This is a genomic window from Coleofasciculus sp. H7-1 (genome assembly GCF_057473865.1).
The window spans coordinates 15,846-35,463 of sequence record NZ_JBYCCT010000083.1; the positions used below are offsets into that span (position 1 = coordinate 15,846).

Annotated in this window: 19 protein-coding genes; 9 read left to right on the forward strand and 10 right to left on the reverse strand. The window is 47.2% G+C overall.

The window, feature by feature from the left end:
* Positions 1 to 193: 193 nt before the first annotated feature.
* From AC2VDX_RS23950 to AC2VDX_RS23970, 5 genes are all read left to right on the forward strand, one after another.
* Positions 194 to 1,309 (forward strand): tetratricopeptide repeat protein, encoded by a 1,116-nt coding sequence (locus AC2VDX_RS23950; RefSeq protein WP_378172156.1) that lies wholly within the window; start codon positions 194 to 196, stop codon positions 1,307 to 1,309.
* A 152-nt stretch (positions 1,310 to 1,461) separates the two neighbouring features.
* A complete protein-coding gene (locus tag AC2VDX_RS23955; protein ID WP_378172159.1) occupies positions 1,462 to 1,716 on the forward strand; it encodes a UPF0175 family protein in 255 nt (84 codons plus the stop codon).
* Positions 1,709 to 2,215, forward strand: a complete 507-nt coding sequence (locus tag AC2VDX_RS23960) for a PIN domain-containing protein (RefSeq protein ID WP_378172162.1) — start codon at positions 1,709 to 1,711, stop codon at positions 2,213 to 2,215. Before AC2VDX_RS23955 ends, AC2VDX_RS23960 begins: the two co-directional genes overlap by 8 nt.
* A 68-nt stretch (positions 2,216 to 2,283) precedes the next feature.
* Positions 2,284 to 3,807, forward strand: a complete 1,524-nt coding sequence (locus tag AC2VDX_RS23965) for a carboxypeptidase M32 (RefSeq protein WP_378172165.1) — start codon at positions 2,284 to 2,286, stop codon at positions 3,805 to 3,807.
* Between the two features lie 184 nt (positions 3,808 to 3,991).
* Positions 3,992 to 6,412: a sucrose synthase gene (locus AC2VDX_RS23970; RefSeq protein WP_378172168.1), complete on the forward strand. Its 2,421-nt coding sequence runs from the start codon at positions 3,992 to 3,994 to the stop codon at positions 6,410 to 6,412.
* 91 nt (positions 6,413 to 6,503) lie between these two features.
* Here the strand turns inward: AC2VDX_RS23970 and AC2VDX_RS23975 are convergent, their stop codons facing one another.
* On the reverse strand, positions 6,504 to 7,568 hold the full coding sequence (locus AC2VDX_RS23975; protein WP_378172171.1) for a WD40 repeat domain-containing protein: 1,065 nt from the start codon (positions 7,566 to 7,568) through the stop codon (positions 6,504 to 6,506).
* A 393-nt stretch (positions 7,569 to 7,961) separates the two neighbouring features.
* On the opposite strand from AC2VDX_RS23975, the gene AC2VDX_RS23980 reads away from it, so the two are divergent.
* Positions 7,962 to 8,267 carry an RNA-binding regulator gene (locus AC2VDX_RS23980; protein WP_378172174.1) on the forward strand — a complete coding sequence of 102 codons (306 nt, stop codon included), beginning with the start codon at positions 7,962 to 7,964 and terminating at the stop codon, positions 8,265 to 8,267.
* 737 nt (positions 8,268 to 9,004) lie between these two features.
* Here the strand turns inward: AC2VDX_RS23980 and AC2VDX_RS23985 are convergent.
* The 4 genes from AC2VDX_RS23985 to AC2VDX_RS24000 all read right to left on the reverse strand — a co-directional run bounded on the left by AC2VDX_RS23985 (position 9,005) and on the right by AC2VDX_RS24000 (position 11,809).
* On the reverse strand, positions 9,005 to 10,048 hold the full coding sequence (locus AC2VDX_RS23985; RefSeq protein ID WP_378172177.1) for a WD40 repeat domain-containing protein: 1,044 nt from the start codon (positions 10,046 to 10,048) through the stop codon (positions 9,005 to 9,007).
* A gap of 148 nt (positions 10,049 to 10,196) precedes the next feature.
* Positions 10,197 to 10,349 carry a hypothetical protein gene (locus AC2VDX_RS23990; protein ID WP_378172180.1) on the reverse strand — a complete coding sequence of 51 codons (153 nt, stop codon included), beginning with the start codon at positions 10,347 to 10,349 and terminating at the stop codon, positions 10,197 to 10,199.
* 25 nt (positions 10,350 to 10,374) lie between these two features.
* Complete coding sequence (locus AC2VDX_RS23995) at positions 10,375 to 10,848, reverse strand: peptidoglycan-binding domain-containing protein (protein ID WP_378172182.1); 474 nt, start codon at positions 10,846 to 10,848, stop codon at positions 10,375 to 10,377.
* A 160-nt stretch (positions 10,849 to 11,008) separates the two neighbouring features.
* Positions 11,009 to 11,809, reverse strand: coding sequence for a TIGR01548 family HAD-type hydrolase (locus AC2VDX_RS24000; protein ID WP_378172185.1), 801 nt, complete (start codon positions 11,807 to 11,809; stop codon positions 11,009 to 11,011).
* Between the two features lie 127 nt (positions 11,810 to 11,936).
* On the opposite strand from AC2VDX_RS24000, the gene AC2VDX_RS24005 reads away from it, so the two are divergent.
* Positions 11,937 to 12,236: a 30S ribosomal protein PSRP-3 gene (locus AC2VDX_RS24005; protein ID WP_378172188.1), complete on the forward strand. Its 300-nt coding sequence runs from the start codon at positions 11,937 to 11,939 to the stop codon at positions 12,234 to 12,236.
* A gap of 320 nt (positions 12,237 to 12,556) precedes the next feature.
* Here the strand turns inward: AC2VDX_RS24005 and AC2VDX_RS24010 are convergent, their stop codons facing one another.
* The 5 genes from AC2VDX_RS24010 to AC2VDX_RS24030 form a co-directional block, all read right to left on the reverse strand.
* The gene (locus tag AC2VDX_RS24010; RefSeq protein ID WP_378172191.1) at positions 12,557 to 13,525 is read right to left on the reverse strand and encodes an FTR1 family iron permease; all 969 of its coding nucleotides are present in this window, start codon (positions 13,523 to 13,525) and stop codon (positions 12,557 to 12,559) included.
* Positions 13,526 to 13,772: 247 nt separating this feature from the next.
* The gene (locus tag AC2VDX_RS24015) at positions 13,773 to 14,207 is read right to left on the reverse strand and encodes a ferritin-like domain-containing protein (protein ID WP_378172194.1); all 435 of its coding nucleotides are present in this window, start codon (positions 14,205 to 14,207) and stop codon (positions 13,773 to 13,775) included.
* A 23-nt stretch (positions 14,208 to 14,230) separates the two neighbouring features.
* A complete protein-coding gene (locus AC2VDX_RS24020; RefSeq protein ID WP_378172281.1) occupies positions 14,231 to 15,259 on the reverse strand; it encodes a ComEA family DNA-binding protein in 1,029 nt (342 codons plus the stop codon).
* Positions 15,260 to 15,356: 97 nt separating this feature from the next.
* The gene (locus AC2VDX_RS24025) at positions 15,357 to 16,394 is read right to left on the reverse strand and encodes a multicopper oxidase domain-containing protein (RefSeq protein WP_378172197.1); all 1,038 of its coding nucleotides are present in this window, start codon (positions 16,392 to 16,394) and stop codon (positions 15,357 to 15,359) included.
* Positions 16,395 to 16,717: 323 nt separating this feature from the next.
* Positions 16,718 to 17,692, reverse strand: coding sequence for an aldo/keto reductase (locus AC2VDX_RS24030; protein ID WP_378172200.1), 975 nt, complete (start codon positions 17,690 to 17,692; stop codon positions 16,718 to 16,720).
* Between the two features lie 15 nt (positions 17,693 to 17,707).
* Between AC2VDX_RS24030 and AC2VDX_RS24035 the strand changes: the two genes are divergently transcribed.
* Together AC2VDX_RS24035 and AC2VDX_RS24040 are read left to right on the forward strand one after the other, a co-directional pair.
* On the forward strand, positions 17,708 to 17,890 hold the full coding sequence (locus tag AC2VDX_RS24035; RefSeq protein WP_378172202.1) for a hypothetical protein: 183 nt from the start codon (positions 17,708 to 17,710) through the stop codon (positions 17,888 to 17,890).
* An 18-nt stretch (positions 17,891 to 17,908) separates the two neighbouring features.
* A complete protein-coding gene (locus AC2VDX_RS24040; protein ID WP_378172284.1) occupies positions 17,909 to 19,591 on the forward strand; it encodes an iron uptake porin in 1,683 nt (560 codons plus the stop codon).
* The last annotated feature ends 27 nt before the right edge of the window (positions 19,592 to 19,618 follow it).

The window sequence follows — 19,618 nt, forward strand, 5'->3', positions numbered from 1 at the left end:
CAGCCTAGAAGCCTGGAGCTAGAAGAACGAAGCCTGACGAGAGCAGGCTTTATATTAGCCTGCGAAGGCAGACTTTGTTTGTTTAGCCGCGACTTTAGTCGTCGGACATTTTTACTATTCCTATTCCTCTAGAAGCAACCGTTAGGATTGGGGTAAGAAACCGATCGCAATCCTCCGCCGAGGACAAAATTATATGGAAGCTGAAATTCTATTTCGCCAGGGCATGAACTGTTTAGAGTCCAGAGACTTTGAAACAGCGATCGCGCATTTTGAATGCGCGATCCAGCGCCTCCCTCATCATGCAGATGCTTGGGCTTGCCGGGGCCTAGCGCTGGGACACTTAAAACGCTACCCAGAATCGATTGATAGCTTTGATAGAGCCTTAGAATTCAATCCTGATGATGTTCGTATCTGGTTAAACCGAGGGATTGCGCTGGATGAGTGGGGGCAACATGAAAGAGCGATCGCTAACTATGACCGATTACTAGAGATTGAATCAGACCACTACGAAGCTTGGGCAAATAAAGGGAATACTCTAGTTATTTTAGGGCGAAATCAAGAAGCGATCGCCTGCTATGACAGAGCGATTAAAATTAACGCAGACTATTACAAAGCCCTCAGCAATCGAGGCAATGCCCTAATTAATTTGGGTAAACATCAACGGGCAATCTCTAGTTATAAAAAAGCGTTAAAAATTAATCCTGACGATCCAGAAGTATGGTATAATCTGGGCTGCGCTTTAATGGTTTCAGGTAGCGATAAAGACGCGATCGCATCTTATGACAAAGCGATAGAAATCAAGGCAGATCATCTGGGTGCCTGGATGAATCGCGGTACAGTGCTGTCTAAATTGGGTAGCCAAAAAGAAGCACTAGCCTGTTATGACAAGGCGATAGAAATTCAGCCGAACGAGACTCAGGCTTGGAACAACCGGGGCTTAATCTTGCGGAGATTGGGGCAAGTGAAAGAAGCGATCGCCTGCTATGACAAAGCCGTAGAATGCGGTCCTAATAATTATGAAGCCTGGGACAATCGGGGTTACGCCCTAATCAAATTGGGTAAGTATCGAGAAGCGATGGCGAGTATCGACAAATCCCTCGAAATCAAACCCAATCATGCTAACGGCATCTACAATAAAGGTTACTGTTACGCTTTTCAAGGAAAAGTAACATTAGCCGTCGATTATTTGCAACAGGCAATTCAGATAAATCGTCCTAAATATCTACCAGCAGCTCAAACCGATCCAGATTTGGATTGCTTGCGAAAAAATAAGCGGTTTCAGCTTTTAATTGGGGATATTAGGGAATAAGAAGTTTCCGCCGAGTCCTTTAAAAAGGATAAGTTAGGATCTGGGGAAGAGCGCGATCGCATATATACCCAGATGACTAATCAGGCTCTTTACATTTTGCTCCAGCAAGCACAGGACTTTTTAGAAACCATTCTAAAATTTATCAAGGCAATATGTCGTTACAACTCACAATCAACTACCCAGAGACACTTCCCGATGCCTTGCAACAGACCCAGGAACAGTTTGAGCAAGAAGCGAAGATGGCTATGGCAGTTAAGCTGTTTGAAATGAAACGCATTTCTTCAGGCATGGCAGCTACATTAGTGGGCACAGATAGAGTCTCTTTTTTGCTGAATTTGCATCGTTATCGGGTAGCTATGATCGATTTAACAGAAGAGGAACTTTTATCCGATCTAGAAAATGCCTGAGACTGAAAGAATTGTCATCAACACGGCACCGCTTATTGCTTTGGTGGCTGCTGTGGGTGATTTAAATATTTTGCGATCGCTCTACGATCAAGTATTGGTTCCTTTTGAAGTATGCCAAGAGATTCTGGCAGGTGGTACTACAGGATTTGCAGTAGCAGAATTTGAGGCTGCAAGTTGGCTGCAAAAATGGTCAATTCCCCTTGCGATATCCCCCATTTTGATAAATTCACTGGATCGAGGCGAGGCAGCTGTCATTCAGATGGCAATGAATCAAGGTATTCAAACCGTCTGCATCGACGAAGCCGTTGGTAGGCGGATTGCTAGATTAAGCGGTCTTTCACTAACAGGTTCTATAGGTATTTTGCTGCGTGCCAAGCGAGACGGGTATCTAGTTTCAATGCAGCAAGCTATCGAGCGCATGAGAAATAGAGGTATCCGACTGAGTGAAACTGTCGTCGCTTTTGCGCTTGAGCAAGCTGGGGAAAGTGACATATCGTGAACGGTGGTTGGACGTATATTTGTTGCTGTCTGCGCCACACTATAGAAAACGAGCATTAACAGCGAATCATGCAGACTCTGGAAAAGACTCACCCCAAACTTCAAGAACTCAGAACTCGCCTTACCGAAATTGACGATATCAATTCAGCGTCTTCTCTACTCTACTGGGATCAAGCAACCTATATGCCGCCAGGGGGTGCAGCGGCGAGGGGGCGTCAGATGGCGACTCTCAGGCAAATTGCCCACACCAAGTTTAGCGATCCAGCGATCGCGCAACTGTTGGAAGATTTGCGCCCCTATGAGGAAAGCTTGCCCTATGACTCCGATGAAGCCAGCCTAATTCGTGTCACCAGACGCAGCTACGATCGCGCGGTGCGGGTGCCAGCAGATTTTATGGCAAAAATGTCTCTCCACCGAACTCAGTCTTATGGTGCTTGGGCAAAAGCGCGTCCGGAAAATAACTTTGCCGCCGTGCAGCCTTATCTGGAAAAAACGCTAGAACTGTGCCGCAACTATGCCAATTTTTTCCCTGGCTACGAGCATATTGCAGATCCGCTGATTGACGGTGCCGATTACGGCATGAAGGCTTCAACCGTGCGATCGCTCTTTGCTGAACTCCGTCAAGAACTGGTTCCAATTGTAAATGCGATCGCTTCTCAGCCGATTGCCGATGATACTTGCTTGCGCCAATCTTTCTCAGAAGCCGAACAGCTAGCGTTTAGCTTAAAGGTAATCGAACAGATTGGGTATGACTTCCAACGGGGGCGGCAAGATAAAACACTGCACCCATTTATGACCAATTTCTCGATTGGGGATGTGCGAATTACTACCCGCGTCTACGAGAACGATCTAGGGCAGGCACTGTTTAGCAGCATTCACGAGATGGGACACGCCTTGTACGAGCAAGGGATTAACTTAGAATATGAAGGGACGCCTTTAGCCAGGGGCACCTCATCTGGCGTGCATGAAAGCCAATCGCGGTTGTGGGAAAATTTGGTGGGACGCAGCCGCAACTTCTGGAAATTCTGCTATCCGCAACTGCAAGCAGCTTTCCCAAATCAACTCAGTAATGTATCCCTAGAGACATTCTACCGGGCGATTAATAAAGTCGAGCGATCGCTCATCCGCACCGACGCCGACGAAGTCACCTACAACCTGCACGTCATGATCCGCTTTGACTTAGAATTGGCGCTACTGGAAGGCAACCTGGCAGTGCGCGATCTCCCGGAAGCTTGGAGAGAACGCTACAAATCTGACTTGGGTGTTGTCCCCCCCAGCGACAGCGTTGGCGTCATGCAGGATGTCCATTGGTACACTGGCAGCATCGGCGGAATGTTTCAGGGATATACCCTTGGCAACATGATGAGCGCCCAGTTTTTTGAAGCAGCACTGAAGGCGAATCCCCAAATTCCCACCGAAATCGAGCAAGGGAATTTCAGCACTCTACATAATTGGCTGAGAGAGAATATTTACCAACATGGACGGAAGTATACCGCCGCTGAAATTATCGAGCGCGTCACTGGCAATTCTTTAAGCATCAACCCCTTCATTCGTTATATTCAGCAAAAATACGGAGAAATTTACGCTTTGTGATACACAATAGCGTCAAAAGAAGCTAGGCTAGGCATATCCTAGCCGATTCACTCTTAAGAAAGATGAAGGGTGAATTAATTTTGCCTTGAGGCTTACTCCTTCCACCTTCCGAAGGGCGTCACTAGGAAAAACATTTTGTAATTTAGTCTTTGTGAATGTTCTTGAATTAATCTAGGGAGTTGTCATGTCCGATCTGATTCAGGCTGTTCTAGAGAGTGATGAAAAAATCGATCTGCGCCAATTTGTTAGTGAGTTACGCCAACAGGACAAGCCGTATTTACTGAGAAACGACATTCTCAACGCTTTTTCCGAATACTGCACAAATCATCAGAAGCCTGAACATTTTGATCAATCCTCCCATTTAGGAAAATTAATTTACTACACTCAAGAAATTATTCGTGAGGAGGGAAACATCTGTTTGATCGTCCGCCCAACCATTGCTTCTCAAGAAATCTATCGGTTAACGGAAGATTTAAGCGTCGAACCAATGACGGTGCAAGAACTGCTGGATGTACGCGATCGCCTGGTGAATCGCTTCCATCCTCAGGAAGGCGACATCCTAGAACTCGATTTTCAACCATTTTATGACTATACTCCGACAATTCGCGACCCTAAAAATATTGGTAAGGGGGTGCAGTATCTCAACCGCTATTTATCGAGCAAACTCTTTCAAGACCCCGGACAATGGCTGGAGAGCTTATATAAATTCTTAAGCGTCCACTCCTACAACAATCTGCAACTGCTGATCAACGGGCGGATTCAATCGCAGCAGCAACTCTCTAAGCGCGTCAAACAAGCTTTGGCATTTTTGGGCGATCGCCCTTCTGAGCAACGCTACGAAGAATTTCGGTATGATTTGCAAGGAATGGGCTTTGAGCCTGGGTGGGGAAACACCGCCGGACGGGTGCGGGAAACTCTGGAAATTCTTGATGAACTCCTCGACTCCCCCGATCACCAGACTCTAGAAGCCTTTCTCTCCCGGATTCCAATGGTCTTCCGGATTGTCCTAGTGTCTCCCCACGGTTGGTTTGGGCAAGAAGGCGTCTTGGGGCGTCCAGATACTGGCGGGCAGGTCGTTTACGTCCTCGACCAAGCCAAGAGTCTCGAACAGCAGATGCAAGAAGACCTCTCACTGGCTGGGTTGGATATCCTGGGTGTTGAGCCAAAGGTGATCATTCTCTCTCGCCTGATTCCCAATAGCGATGGTACTTTGTGTAACCAACGCCTGGAAAAAGTCCACGACACAGAAAATGCCTGGATTTTGCGGGTGCCTTTGCGCGAGTTTAATCCCAACGTGACTCAAAACTGGATCTCCCGGTTTGAGTTTTGGCCTTATCTAGAAAGCTACGCCATCGATTCGGAAAAAGAACTGCTGGCAGAATTTCATGGTAAGCCCGACTTAATTGTCGGAAATTATTCCGACGGCAATTTAGTGGCATTTCTACTGGCGCGTCGCTTGAAAGTGACTCAGTGCAACATTGCCCACGCTTTAGAAAAATCTAAATATCTTTTCAGTAACCTCTACTGGAACGATTTGGACGAAAAGTATCATTTCTCCCTACAATTCACCGCCGATTTAATTGCAATGAATGCGGCAAATTTCATCATTAGCAGCACTTATCAAGAAATTGTCGGGACGCCGGATAGTGTGGGACAGTATGAGTCTTACAAGTGTTTCACAATGCCGGATTTGTACCATGTAGTGAGTGGAATTGAGCTATTTAGCCCCAAATTCAACGTGGTGCCGCCTGGGGTAAATGAGAAAGCTTATTTTCCCTATTCGCGTACCGAAGATCGGACACCGAGCGATCGCGCCCGTCTCGATGAAATGCTCTTTACCCTCGAAGATCCATCCCAGATATTTGGGAAGTTGGACGACCCCAACAAGCGTCCCCTCTTCTCAATGGCACGTCTCGACCGAATTAAAAACCTCACCGGCTTGGCTGAGTGTTTTGGTAAGAACGAAGCGTTACAAGAACATTGCAACTTAATTTTAGTTGCTGGGAAATTGCGTGTTGAGGAATCAACCGATAACGAAGAAAAAGACGAAATTGTCAAGCTTTACCAGATCGTTGAACAGTACAATCTACAAGGCAAAATTCGCTGGCTGGGCGTGCGCCTTTCTAAAACCGATTCCGGTGAAATTTATCGCGTGATTGCCGATCGCCAAGGTGTCTTTGTTCAACCGGCGCTGTTTGAAGCTTTTGGTTTGACAATTTTGGAGGCGATGATTTCTGGTTTACCGACATTTGCCACTCAGTTTGGTGGTCCCTTAGAGATTATTCAGGATAAGTTTAATGGGTTCTACATTAACCCGACGAATCTTGAAGATATGGCAGAAAAAATTCTGGAGTTTGTCTCTAAGTGCGACCAGAATCCTAACTACTGGTATGAAATTTCCACGCGAGCCATTGACCGAGTTTATAGCGCCTATACGTGGAAGATTCACACAAGCAAACTGCTATCTTTAGCTCGGATTTACGGCTTCTGGAATCATACTTCTAAGGAAAACCGCGAAGATTTGCTGCGTTACATTGAGGCGTTGTTCTATTTAATTTACAAGCCGAGAGCGCAAAAACTGTTGGAACAGCAGATGCAGCGATAGGGAGTTGGCTCCCAGCTAGAAGCGTTTTGTAGGGGCAATTCCCCTGTGGTTGCCCCCAGATGTGGTGATATTGCGTAAGTCCTGAGTATAATTACTGGGGTTCCCAGAAGGTAATTGTTCCGTCAAAGTTACCACTAACAAGAGTCTGACCGTTTGGGGTGAAAGCGAGTGAGGAGACGACGCTAAAAGACCCTGTAAGAGGATTGATTGCATTGCCAGTTTGCAAATTAAACAGGTTTAGAGTGCCCTCCGATCCGCCTAAGGCACTTGCAAGTATCCGACCATTCGGATGCAAAGCGACAGCATTCACGAAAACGATGCCTGAATCTTTAATCGGTGTAGAGATGAGTTCGCCGGTTTGCAGATTCCAGATTTTGACGATTTGATTATAACTCTCGCTGACAAGGGTTTTGCTATCTCGACCAAAAGCGATCGCTCTGACAGCTTCTCCATTATTGAGGGTGCGAATGGGTTTGCCTGCCCTAAGATCCCATAGTTGGATCGTACTGTCTTCATTCCCACTGGCGAGAGTTTTTCCATCGGGACTGAAAGCGACCATTAAATTCGACTGAGGAGATCCCTGGAAGCTGTAGATTAATTTACCCGTGCGTGCATTCCACACTTCAATCTCTGCGTTCCGTGCAGTCGTGTTCCAGCTACCAATGGCAAGGCGTTCTCCATCCGGGCTAAAGGCGAGAGATTTAACGTACCAATCCTGCTTGATAGTCCGAATTACCTTGCCAGTTTTTAAATTCCACAGTTTCAGCGATCCATCGTTGGTCGCACTACTGCTGGCGAGGGTTTGTCCGTTAGGACTAATAGCAAGTGCCCAAATGGTGTCAGTATGCCCAGTTAGGGCGCGAATTAGTTGACCCGTTTTTAGATTCCATACTTTGATCGTGCCATCATCGCTTCCACTAGCGATTAGCTGTCCATTGGCGCTTATAGCGATCGCTCCCACGCTCCCTGAATGCGCTTCTATGGTGCGAATCGGTCGCACATTTTGCCAAGTGTTGGCGGGTGCTTGAGCTGTTAAGGTGGAGATTGGAGTGAGCGGCTGAGATACTGCTTTGAACATAGGCATTGCGGAAATGCCAATCGTTGTCACCACTGCGATCGCCGTGAAAACTTTAGCGGAAATTTGCTTATTTGTCATTTTAGTATATTGGGAAACAACGCACACCACAAAAATGTGTTGCTCTACACTGAGACGTTGTTGATTTCATCCGTGTGCCCGAAATTATAAAATTTATGTAATCTTTCTATTGCAAATTCTTTCAAAATATGCATCCGCCACGAAAGCGATCGCCCTGACTTTTCCCAATCCGGAAAATTCGCTAGAAGCCATGCTCAGTCAAAGTTTGAAGAATTGTTGGAAAAATTAGATGCCAAGCGTCCCATTCCGGAATCCGTTGTGCTATCTTAATAAGTGAGAATAAATTCGGTTGCAGTGTTTGTTTATAGTATTGATAGGTGTTTTCCTTTTGGACTTGACAGGCTTCTCTCCGAAACTCAAATCTCTACACCCCTCTGATTTTGGAGACAATCTATGTCTATTTATGTAGGCAACTTATCCTACGAAGTTACGCAAGAAGACCTCACTGGAGTTTTTGCAGAATATGGTTCTGTAAAGCGCGTCCAGCTACCCACTGACCGGGAAACAGGTCGTCTACGCGGCTTTGGCTTTGTAGAAATGGGTACAGAAGCTGAAGAAACAGCTGCCATTGAAGCCCTTGACGGTGCTGAATGGATGGGTCGCGACTTGAAAGTTAACAAGGCGAAGCCCAAAGAAGATAGAGGCCCATCTGGTGGTGGTGGTGGTCGCGGAAACAACAGCTTTTCTCGCCGCTACTAAGCTTTAGAAGCTAAACCCTTTTAGTTTGTGTTTGCAAAAGCTGACACGAAAAAGGCTGAGTAATCTGTAAGCACAATTAGTTTCAGTTACTCGTATTTAATTTACAAAGGCTTAAGCATTTATGCTTAAGCCTTTTTCTTTGGAGGCAGGTATCTGAAGTCTGGCGATTCAAGATGCACGTCAATGAGCGACACTTATAGCAGTTCTCCTTTGGATACAAGTACAGTTTAACCCCATCCCCACTCTCTGCTTTTCGGTGAGGAGGTTGGGAGGTAGATTCCTTTTTAAAATATAGATTTAAAGTGAATGGCACTGACGTCAGGAGCCTGGAAATAAATTTCACAGCGAGAAGCTATGTCAAGCTAAAGCTTACTGAGTAAGCTTTAAACCCGTTGAAACTCACATCTTGCACCAGTTGCAATAGCCCTCCAGGGGTTTAAACCCTACAGCTTATAGCTCAGGACTCGCCGCACATCACCACATCTGAGGGCAACCACAGGGGGATTGCCCCTACAAAACGCTGTATGTATAAGCTTTGCGTAAGTCCTGAGCTCAAGTCCACGTTTCGTGGACTGGGAAAGAATTTCAGTCCATTTCAATGGACTTGAGCTATGAGCCTTGAACTTGAGTTCAAGGCGGACTTTGTTTACTGAGAATGGTGCAATATCTCACTTGAAACGGGTTGCGAACTTTTAGCCCAAACTTTAGTTTAGGGCAAAAGTTCAGTGCGATTCAATTTAAAGTCCCTGCGTCCGCCAAATTCTGACCTTTTTGTCATAACTACCAGTTGCAATCGTCTGTCCATCGGGGCTGATGGAGAGGGAATAAATCGCACTAGAATCACCCGTGAGGGTTGTAATTTGTTGCCCAGTTTTCAGGCTCCAAATTTTAATTGTTCTGTCCTCGCTACCACTGGCGAGAAACTGCCCATCCGAACTAATAGCAACTGCATAAACCATGTCTGAATGCCCTCTAAGGCGACCCATGAGACGACCTGTGGTCATATCCCAAAGGTAGATGGTTTTGTCAAAACTCCCACTTATGAGCGTCTGTCCATCTGGGGTGATTGCCAAGGAATGAACCGCATTTGTATGCTTTTTGAGGGTACGGATTAACTGACCTGTGGCTAGATTCCAAACTTTGATCGTTTTGTCCTCAGAACCACTCACTAGGGTCTGCCCATCTGGGGTGAAGGCAACAACATCAATCCCATTAGAATGTCCCGTGAGGCTTAAGATTTGCTCGCCGGAGGTCAGATTCCAAATCTTGATCGTGTCGTCCTTACTCCCACTGGCAATAAACTGTCCGTCGGGGCTAAAAACGACCGAATCAATTGAGCTAGAATGCCCTCTGAGGGTGCGGATTACTTGACCTGTAGCAAGATTCCAAATTTTGATCGTACTATCTTGAGAGCCACTGGCGAGAAGCTGCCCATTAGGGCTATACGCAATTGTGTAAATTGGTTTGAAATGCCCCGTAAGGGTACCAATTTCTTGTCCGCTGGCAAGATTCCAAATTTTGATCGTGTTGTCAGAACTGCCACTGGCTAAAGTCGTTCCATCGGGGCTGATGGCGACAGCATTTACCCAATCAGAATGCCCTCTAAGGGTGCGTTCTAGTTGAGCGTTTTCCCAAGCGTTTAAGTTCGCTACTGCAACAGAAGCATCGATTGGGGCCGCGTATGCCTTGATGTTGCTTGGTGGAATTGTAACGCTAGTAGCGATGACTGTAGCGATCGCGCCTATCGTACCGAATAAAGTCCTAGTTTGAGCAGAAAACATAAAAATAACAGATGAATGGGAAGAAACTTTGCACATCTGCTGAAATATGAGCAGTAATTGCAGAATTTTAGGGGTCGTCTCTTAATATAGATGGCGATACCCGCTCCGCACACTCTCTGCGGTCAGAAGCTGCATTCTGAGTGGAAATTTATCGATTTTCTGCACAGTTGAGACTCCCGATCAAACAACCAGCGCGTGAAGCTGCGCGATCGCGTAAGCGAATCGCCCTAGGACTTCTAGAGCGATCGCGCTGGTTGAAAGTTCCATCTTCGGTGCGAGGGATGGAGGTTAAAAGTATCACCACAACATCCCGATTCGGCAACTTCTTAGTGAGGTACCTTGCTCAACTCAAACCAAGTCCGAGAACCAACAACGCCATCTGCTACCAAATTATGGGAGCTTTGGAAGCTTTTCACAACATTCTGCGTATTTGATCCGAAAACACCATCGGGAATCAACTGTAGGACTTTCTGAAGGGTTTTCACGGCTTCACCACGGCTACCCAGTCTCAGTTCTGGCATATCAACGGGGGCACCAGAGTAAAGAGCTTGCCACGTCTTAGCGCCAACAATCCCATCTTCTACTAGAAAGACGCGGTGCTGGAAAGCTTTCACGGCATTTTCGACGGGGAGGTCAAACACATCATCGAAAGGAGTGGCATAATAGCCCCAATGAGCGAGTAGTTGTTGTAGTTCTACCACTGCGCGATCGCGGGAACCTCTACGCAGAACTGGCTTTTTAATGGCATTTGTAGCAGCGGCTTGAGGAGTCATGGCTTCAAATTGATTGGTTGATTGCATGATGAATTTTCCTGGGAAGTGTTGTTTCTACTGTTCCAATCTACTGATGGCAGTCCCACTTCCCCTTCGCCCTGCTAGGTGTATTTAAACTCACCTTAACCGCTCATCCATTTGTATGAGGCAATATCCACTCGCCCGTCGCTACACAATTAGCTCATGCTTATGAATTTACCAGTTGTAAAATCTGCACTGGCGTCAACTCCTGCACATTGCGGAAAATCGCAGCAGCACCAGCAGCCTTGAGAGCATCTGCATAAGCATCACTTTGTCCCTGGGTTTCCTGAACGTGGGGTGGCAAAATGCCCACCGCAATCCAACGACGGTGAGGCTGGAGCGATCGCGCCTTTTCAATCGTGTAAATATCGGCAACCGTATCTCCCACATAAATAATCGGCGTTGAGGGGTGAATCGGCGATCTTTTTTCCAACTCTTGCACCGCCGCAAACAGCCCTGTCGGGTCAGGTTTACCAGGAGCATCCTCCATCGCAATTAGCAACGGCGACTTTAAACCCAGGCGTTGCTCTAAAACATAACTAGCCGATCCACGGGTAGCACCGCTAAAAAATCCCCACGGAATCCCAGCCGCCGTCAGTTGCTCTAGATAGCTCGGCTGTAATAGCAGCGGTTCATCGCAGATATAACCCGTCCAATGGTGCGGATCTGGCCCTCGATACCGGGATTGAAAAAAAGCAACCAAAACGTCATAATCAAGGCTCAGTTGCGATCTTTTCTGTCCAGAGCTTTCAAAGTAACGATATATCAACTCTTGGGACGCCTCCCAATCGTTATTCCACATCCCTTCCAACTTCAGCCGGTCAATTTCCTCTGGCGTCGGTCGGTAAGCGCCCTCAGTAAACTGCTCCACAGTATCAGCCAGCGCCCGTCGGTAAGATCCCCCAACATCTCGCACCACACCGTCAATATCGAAAACGACTAAAGGGCAACTAGATTCTCGAACCACTGCAAAGCACCTCCCAATCCCAATTAAAATATCCGATGAGCAAACACATAGCTATCCACGATCGCCTAGGTGTAAAATAGTCGTTTGTAGAGTATCCAACAAGCCTGGGGCTTCCCTGGAGGTGTGATTGTCGAGGTTTATTTTAAAGGTTCTCTGGCTGGAAGAGAACGTAGCACTAGCAGTTGACCAAGTAGTAGGCAAAGGCACCAGCCCTCTGACATCTTACTTTTTCTGGCCTCGGAACGATGCTTGGGAACAGCTAAAAAATGAGTTGGAAGCCAAGCATTGGATTGTCGATCTAGAGCGCGTCGCGTTGCTCAACAAAGCGACAGAAGTGATTAACTACTGGCAAGAGGAAGGCAAACGCCGTTCTATGTCTGATGCTCAGGCGAAATTTCCAGAAGTCGCCTTCACGGGTAGTGCTTAAGAATTATCCCGTGCATCTGCGAGAGTTTGATGCTTTTGTCCCTGCTGCCAAAGCACTTCGGAGTTGAGCAAGAGAGCTAAGCTAACCTTTATGTGACTCTTCCTAGGGTAGCAATTTCTTCTCTAGTGCTAGACTTTCGTGCTTAGCAACTGGCGATCGCTCATTTTTGCATAGGACGTATTGTTCCTGTCACCCTGAAGCGGTAGGACAATCGGTATGTCGCTAAAACAATCCGAACATAGGAAAACCCGTTTTCTTCTCAGAGAACGGGTTTTCCTATGACTACCACTATACCAATCTCTAGAATCTGGCAATCGGCTCTATTCTTGCCGGTAGCTAATGGGTTTTTGCGCCGATTTACCATTTGCCGCTGCTACACTGGTGCGTCCGGTAATACTGCGGAAATAAATGCCCCCAATGGTAAGCAAAAACAGCACGTAACTGATTGCTTGAACAACGTAGAGCTTATCGGTATATCCGAACAAGGCGCTAAAAAGTAGCCCAGGAAACTTGTCATCGGGTAAGGTTTGGGTCGTATTCCAAACCATCGGTCCCAAAATACAGGAGGGATTTTTAGCAAACCGTTCGTAATAGAAACACAAGGCTTCTGACTGCCGATCCATCTGAGCTAAGGTAGCAACCGCTGTGTCAAAATGGCTCAACGAGGATACGACTAAACCCGCAACAACTAGGATCAATAAAACGCCCATCACCTGGAAAAACAGGCGGATATTAATCCGAATCCCCCACTTGAACAAAGCAATGCCAATCCCGGCGGCAACTCCTAAGCCAGTTAGGGCACCCAAAGCTGGAATTAAACCTTGTTGAAATTTGGCAAAGATAAATAGAACGGTTTCAAAACCTTCCCGCAGAACCGCAATGAAAATTAGGCTGAAAATCCCCCAACCGGCAGTCCCATTTTGCCTCAGAGCCGAGGTGACGGCTCCTTCGACTGATGCTTTCATCGATCGTGCCTGCTGAGTCATCCAGATGAGCATCCAGCTGAGCATTGCGATCGCTATCACACTGAATACACCCTCCAGAAGTGGCTCCAGCACCGGTGCATACGGTTGATTGGATTTCGAGAGGGTTTGAGCTATCCAGGCTAACAGAACGCCTACTACGGCACTGGCGGCAAGCCCGACCCCAACACCCGCATAAACCCAAGGGTTCAGGGAACTCTGCTTGGCTTTTTTCAAGCAAGCCAGCACGATTCCCACAACTAGGGCGGCTTCAACGCCTTCCCGCAGGGTGATCGCAAAGGTAGGTAGCGCAGAACTAAAATCCATGATAATTGGTAATTGGTAGTAGGGAATTGGGAATTGGGAATTGGGGAAAAGTTGTAGAGACGCGATAAATCGCGTCTGAGTTTTGAGTTATAGCGGTTATTACAGGAGTGAGGTACGCCAAAATTCACGATTATCAAGCTTTCCAGTTTTGAGAATGTACCTCATATAACCGAGAACCTCTATAAGAACTTTCTTCTAATTCAAAACTCAACATTCAAAACTCAAAGCTCTGCTTACCCATTACCCATTAGCTAAAGTCGCGCAACATCTTTTTGATTTCTATGGTGTGCATTTCTTCGGTGCCAATCATCGTGCGGGCAAATTCTTCCAAGTAAATGCTGGCATCTGCAACCGTTTCTAGCAAGGTTTTATATAGGTCTAGCGCTTTCTTTTCATGATTAAAGCTTTCCCGCAAAATGTCTTGCACCGAGTGTTTATAGGTTTCCTCAATGGGAGCAATCCGCAGGCTGGGATGTCCCTCTAAACCTGTCAGAATTTCTCCCGCTTGTTGGGCATGAGTTAAGGACTCAGTTGCCTGCAACTTGAAAAACTCCACAATCGGAATCCGATTGGGGCCAATTACCATCAAGGAATAGTGGGTATAACGCACCACTCCTGCCAGCTCAAATTCCATGATAGTGTTCAGCAGGTCAATGGTCTTTTTTTGGTCAAGCTCTTTCATGCTTTCAGTAATGTAGTAGATGGTTAACTTTTCGCGATCGCAGTTTGAGCGTTTTTCTCAATTGTCTTGATTAGCTGGTTCACTTCCTCCGGAGTCTTTACGGGTGCAGCCGGGGGAATGGCAGTAGGCCAAGCAGTTTTCAACTGGGTCATGCTATCTGCGATCGCTTTGTGGGCTTCCGGATTTTCTTTAACCATTTTATCGGCGATCCCTTTATATAAAGTGTCGGCGTAGTTAACAAACCCCCGCGAGTCTTGATACTCAATCGCGGCGGAGATTTTGCCGTTAGCGATCGCGGCTCCATATTCTGCATTCGCCGCATCCAGCAACCCGTTGATCGTCTGTAGCACAAATTTCGGAGACTGGCGTTGTGTTTCCGGTAAAGTCTGGATTGCTGCGTCAACAGCCTCTGTGGACTGAGTGAAACTCGTTTTTACGCTGGCATCTTTGGGTTTGGACTTCACCAAATCTTGCAAGCTAATTAAAGTTGTCTTAAATTCTTTGACGTTACGTTCCTTGAGTTGATCTTCTACATCCACGTAGATTTCTTCTACAGGATGCCCAATGTGAGGTTCCGCTTGGTCGGGTTTTTGTTGATCCAGAAGTTCTCTAGCAACCAATAGATGACCTTTCATCAAGCCCAACTTGGTCATATAGTCAACGTCTTTGGCTTCCCCAGTTAGCACTACATCCTCAATTGTGACCATGTCTTTCACTTGGTCATATTGTTCCTGGCTAATTACTTTTTTGGAAACTAATTCCTCCGGACTGGCGTAGGGACGACTTGCTTGAATTTTATTAGACAGCGCTGGGATACCTAATTTCGCTTCTAATTTGTCTAGCTCGGAGAGAATGGCAGTGTTAATGTTGATTTGCTTACCACTACTGTGATTGTGAGCAGCCGTTTCAGTGGTACTTGCAGGGGAAGAAGCTGCGGTTGAGGGAATAGCCGCTGGGGATGTGTTGTTGGTGGTTGAGGCATCACCGCAGCTGGTTAGAGCGAGTAAACCAGCGATCGCCACGGCAAAAGATAGGAAACGAAAAGAAGGCATCATTGAGAAGTTTTGAGACATTTTTTTAATTCAGATTCCGGGGTCTATTATCTAGTAGTTGCGAAACTATATCAACTAATTTTTGCGAAAGTTTCTACTAAGCGGAGCTGATAGCTTCAAATTGACCCATACAACCGTGTTCTGCCATCTCGTCTTGATGGGGATGAAACATATATTTCCCCGGATACCGGAAGGAAAATTCTAGGATATGCCGTTCAGCGGTACCCATTGTGATGACATCTGTCTCTTCCGTGGGAGTCAGAGTTCGCCCAGTGCGATACACCTGAAACATATTGGCGTGCAGGTGAAACGTCGCCGCTACATCGAACTCAATCATGTTCAGAATGTACAGTCGAATTAGCTGATTCTGGTAAATCGGGATCGGGTGCATCATGTAATAGTCCGGCAGACCATTAAAGGCATAGAGTTCATTTTTGCGATCCTCATTGATGTCATAGCCAGCCATTATCAGCACCATCTCATCCGCCGGTGGACGCCCCTCCGGAGGGTCAATGATAAACATTCCGTATAGCCCTTTGCTAATATGTCGCGTCACCGGCTCCGTGTGGCAGTGGTACAGATGCACGCCAAACGGTTCTGCATCAAACTCATAAATCGTTGCAGCTCCGTGGCGCACCGGACGCACGCCATCCATCTCAGGGCGGTGGAAGCCATGAAAGTGCATTGAGTGGGAATGTCCCCCTTGGTTGAGAAAAAGAACGCGAATGCGATCGCCTTCTTTTGCCCGTAATGTTGGTCCCGGTACGCGCTCGTTGAAAGTCCAGGTGTTAAAAGAAACAGCACTATTGAGCTGTAGCGTGGAAGTCCCCGCTACAATCCTAAATTCCCGAATTGTGCGTCCATTTTCCCGCTTAATCGTGCCATAATCAAAATCCCGCAACACCGCCATTGGGTTGAAGTCGCTAGGATCGGCTGGTGCATCACTCGCAAGTGGCACTCTCACGGGGAGCGTTTGTTTTTTATTGAGGGCTGGGAAAGCGAAGCGCAAAGCATTGCCTCCGGCTAACGCTGCACCAGTCACACCGACTCCTGCTAATCCTAGTGCCAGCAGTTGGCGACGGCTCAAAGGTTTTCCTTTTTGTAGTATTTGTAGTAGTAGTGGGTTCTTCGGCATGACATGATCGACGATTAGCGCCGATCAATTGAGAAAGGTTTGCAAATAACTCCAAAGAGTATAAGACTCAGTTAATTTATTGTCAATAATTCTCAATAACTAAATCAATATGAACGTCAATAACACTGATCGCCTAGTTCTGACGGTGCATAGCATTGAGGCGTCGCGCGAATTTTATTTCCGCGTTCTCGGTATGCAGGTGGTGACGTTCGGTAATAGTCGTAAGGCGCGTTCCCGATGGTAATTTGATTAAATCAAATTACATTGAGTCAGTTAAAGTGCGATCGCAGAAAAATTTTCTGCATCCTTTATAGTTAAAACAATCAAGTCCAAGCGCGAAAGAAAGTATTATCCTCCCAAGCAGCAGCAGTGCGTTGCTCAATTTCTGCGATCGCTGTCTCAGCAAATAATTGGAATACCTGCGCTACCTTGACATTTGACTCCAATTGTGCTGGATTTTCAGCGGCGATGACTGCACAATCCACCCCTGGTACTGACAGCGAGTACCCCAACGCTTGATGCATTCCATCCAACACTCCCGGCTTAAATAGACGCCCATAAGCTGGCACCTTCATGGCAATGACGCCCACCTTTTTCTGACGCGCCACTGGTAGCACTGCCGGGATAAACGGGCGCGGGTGGTGTTTATCGGCGGCATTCACGGGAATAAGTGTCGTGTCAAAGGCATAGCGACGCAAGCCTTCAGCGATAATTGCCGGTTCGTGATGCCCGGTGATGCCAACGAAACGCACCAGCTTTTGCTGTTTTGCCTCTTCCAAAGCATGAATTGCACCGCCGCGCCCAAAAATTTCGTCTAGTTCTTGCTCAAAAGAAACATGATGGAGTTGCCAGAGGTCAAGGTAATCTGTATTCAGACGTTTGAGACTGCGCTCCAACTCTCGCCAAGCCCCATCTCGGTCACGGATAGCCGTCTTACTGCTCAGGAACAACCTAGTTCGATGTGCAGGTAGCACCTTTCCTAGATAATCTTCGCTAGGGCCATAGCTAGCCCCTGTATCAAAGTGACGAATTCCTAAATCTAAGGCTTTTTGAATGAGCGCGATCGCTTTATCTTCCGCTTTTTCCCAGGATAATGGTGTCTGACCAGCACCACCTAAACCGAGAATCGGGAGACGCACCCCAGTGCTTCCCAATTCCCGTTCTGGCATGGTCGCTGTCACCGGCGGGGATGACTCCGCTGGCGTCTGATTTTGTTTCAACGCCGCAGTGCCGACAATCCCTCCCGCTACAGCTATGCTAGTGGCTAAGAAAGCACGGCGCGTTGTTTTCGGTGTCATGGTGATTTTAGGGTAGTGCTTCTACTCTTTGTTTTAGCAGCGATTCCTGCCTGCGATCGCCATGAGTTTGGTTGTTTTATCGGATGGGCGATCGCTACTGAAATTTCAACGCAGGAACACTCTGGGTGGAATAAAAAAAATCTTCTCTCTCGTCATGTTAGAAAGCATCTGACAATGAACAATGTGGGAGAAGCTTAAGTGGTGTCAAGAGTAGAGATGTGCAAAATCTTCAAGAATTCTCAGTGGGTAAGCTCAGCAGTTTTAGGAGCAATCCTGGTTGTCGGGGGGAAAGCGATCGCGTCTGAAATTCCGACAACGCCAGAAAATCCCGTTCCTGTTGACACCCCAGAAGTTGTCATGCCTGTCTACGATCCGCCTGAGTCATCATCCAGCGTTTTAGAACAAATCGATGGCTACACTCAGCCAGACTCGGCGCAGGAAGACTCTGTTGATGACCCTATGAGCCAAGTCACCAACGTTTCCCAGCTAAAGGATGTTCAACCTGGCGACTGGGCCTATGAGGCGCTGCGGTCTTTAGTAGAGCGATATGGGGTCATTGCAGGCTATCCCGATGGCACCTTCCGGGGCAATCGAGCCTTGAGCCGCTATGAATTTGCCGCCGCCCTGAATTTCGCCCTCAACCGAATTACCCAGATACTGCCTGTGGCGAACTCAGACGCCATTGCCAAAGAAGACTTAGCGATCTTGGAGCGCTTAAAAGAAGAATATACGCTAGAACTCGCCTTGCTGCGCGGGAAAGTCGATGAACTAACAGCGCGGACTGCGGAACTGCAACTGATTGGATTCTCCACCACTACCAAACTTGCTGGGGAAGCGATTTTTGGGGTTGCAGGTGTTGCAACTGGGGAAAATGCTGATGGCAAGCCAATCGATAACGTGGCAATCTTTGGGCATCGGACGCGCCTAAACTTAGAAACTAGCTTTACAGGTCGAGATATCCTGAGAACTCGACTGCAAGCTGAAGGATTGGGTTCTCTTTCCGAACGTACCCTCACCCCAGAAGGCGACCTATTTTTTAAGGGCGATACCAGCAGTGATATCGTGATTGATGAGCTGTTTTACCAGTTCCCAGTCGGCAAGAATACAGAAGTCGTGGTTGCCGCCAACGCCAGCGCAGAAGATTTTACCAATACCGTCAACCCTTACCTGGATGGCGACGGTGGCAGTGGTGCCTTATCTCGCTTCGGAACCCGCCCTTCCATCTACTACCTGGTTGAAGGGGCGGGTATTGGCATTCGGCACGCTTTCAACGACAAACTGGAACTGAGCTTAGGCTATTTAGCCGGTGACGCTGAGAATCCAGAATCTGGAAGTGGATTGTTCAATGGTTCTTATGGCGCACTGGCACAAGTATTATTTAAACCTAGCGATCGCGCCAGCATTGGATTGACTTATGTTCACGCTTATAAAAATGACCTGCAAACTGGCAGCAATGACGCTAACCTTACCAATCGGTTAAATCCGTTAGGGTTTCCAGTGGTTAGCAATTCCTATGGTGTAGAAGCCTCCTTTCAAATTAGTCCCCGGTTTGTCGTTGGGGGTTGGGTTGGCTACACGGCGGCAAGGGCTAGAGCGCTGGGAGATGCTAACATCTGGAACTGGGCTTTAACTTTGGCATTTCCTGACTTGGGAAAAACCGGCAATTTGGCAGGTGTAATTGTTGGTATGGAGCCAAAGATGACAAATCGGGATAATAGCCTTAGCCAGTTGGGTATTCAGGATTCAGATACCTCATTGCACCTAGAAGCGTTCTATCAGTACCAGCTGACGGATAACATTGCCATAACACCGGGGATTATCTGGCTCACAGCTCCTGATCATAACGCTGCTAATGACGATCTTGTGATTGGCACCGTCCGCACAACGTTTACTTTTTAAGGATCTGAAGTAATTAGTAATTAGTCC

Excerpts from the sequence above, each read along its gene's own strand:
- AC2VDX_RS23950 (WP_378172156.1), top strand. The coding sequence starts at position 194 with ATGGAAGCTGAAATTCTATTTCGCCAGGGCATGAACTGTTTAGAGTCC.
- AC2VDX_RS23955 (WP_378172159.1), top strand. The coding sequence starts at position 1,462 with ATGTCGTTACAACTCACAATCAACTACCCAGAGACACTTCCCGATGCC.
- AC2VDX_RS23960 (WP_378172162.1), top strand. The coding sequence starts at position 1,709 with ATGCCTGAGACTGAAAGAATTGTCATCAACACGGCACCGCTTATTGCT.
- AC2VDX_RS23965 (WP_378172165.1), top strand. The coding sequence starts at position 2,284 with ATGCAGACTCTGGAAAAGACTCACCCCAAACTTCAAGAACTCAGAACT.
- AC2VDX_RS23970 (WP_378172168.1), top strand. The coding sequence starts at position 3,992 with ATGTCCGATCTGATTCAGGCTGTTCTAGAGAGTGATGAAAAAATCGAT.
- AC2VDX_RS23975 (WP_378172171.1), bottom strand. The coding sequence starts at position 7,568 with ATGACAAATAAGCAAATTTCCGCTAAAGTTTTCACGGCGATCGCAGTG.
- AC2VDX_RS23980 (WP_378172174.1), top strand. The coding sequence starts at position 7,962 with ATGTCTATTTATGTAGGCAACTTATCCTACGAAGTTACGCAAGAAGAC.
- AC2VDX_RS23985 (WP_378172177.1), bottom strand. The coding sequence starts at position 10,048 with ATGTTTTCTGCTCAAACTAGGACTTTATTCGGTACGATAGGCGCGATC.
- AC2VDX_RS23995 (WP_378172182.1), bottom strand. The coding sequence starts at position 10,848 with ATGCAATCAACCAATCAATTTGAAGCCATGACTCCTCAAGCCGCTGCT.
- AC2VDX_RS24010 (WP_378172191.1), bottom strand. The coding sequence starts at position 13,525 with ATGGATTTTAGTTCTGCGCTACCTACCTTTGCGATCACCCTGCGGGAA.
- AC2VDX_RS24015 (WP_378172194.1), bottom strand. The coding sequence starts at position 14,207 with ATGAAAGAGCTTGACCAAAAAAAGACCATTGACCTGCTGAACACTATC.
- AC2VDX_RS24020 (WP_378172281.1), bottom strand. The coding sequence starts at position 15,259 with ATGCCTTCTTTTCGTTTCCTATCTTTTGCCGTGGCGATCGCTGGTTTA.
- AC2VDX_RS24025 (WP_378172197.1), bottom strand. The coding sequence starts at position 16,394 with ATGCCGAAGAACCCACTACTACTACAAATACTACAAAAAGGAAAACCT.
- AC2VDX_RS24030 (WP_378172200.1), bottom strand. The coding sequence starts at position 17,692 with ATGACACCGAAAACAACGCGCCGTGCTTTCTTAGCCACTAGCATAGCT.
- AC2VDX_RS24040 (WP_378172284.1), top strand. The coding sequence starts at position 17,909 with ATGTGCAAAATCTTCAAGAATTCTCAGTGGGTAAGCTCAGCAGTTTTA.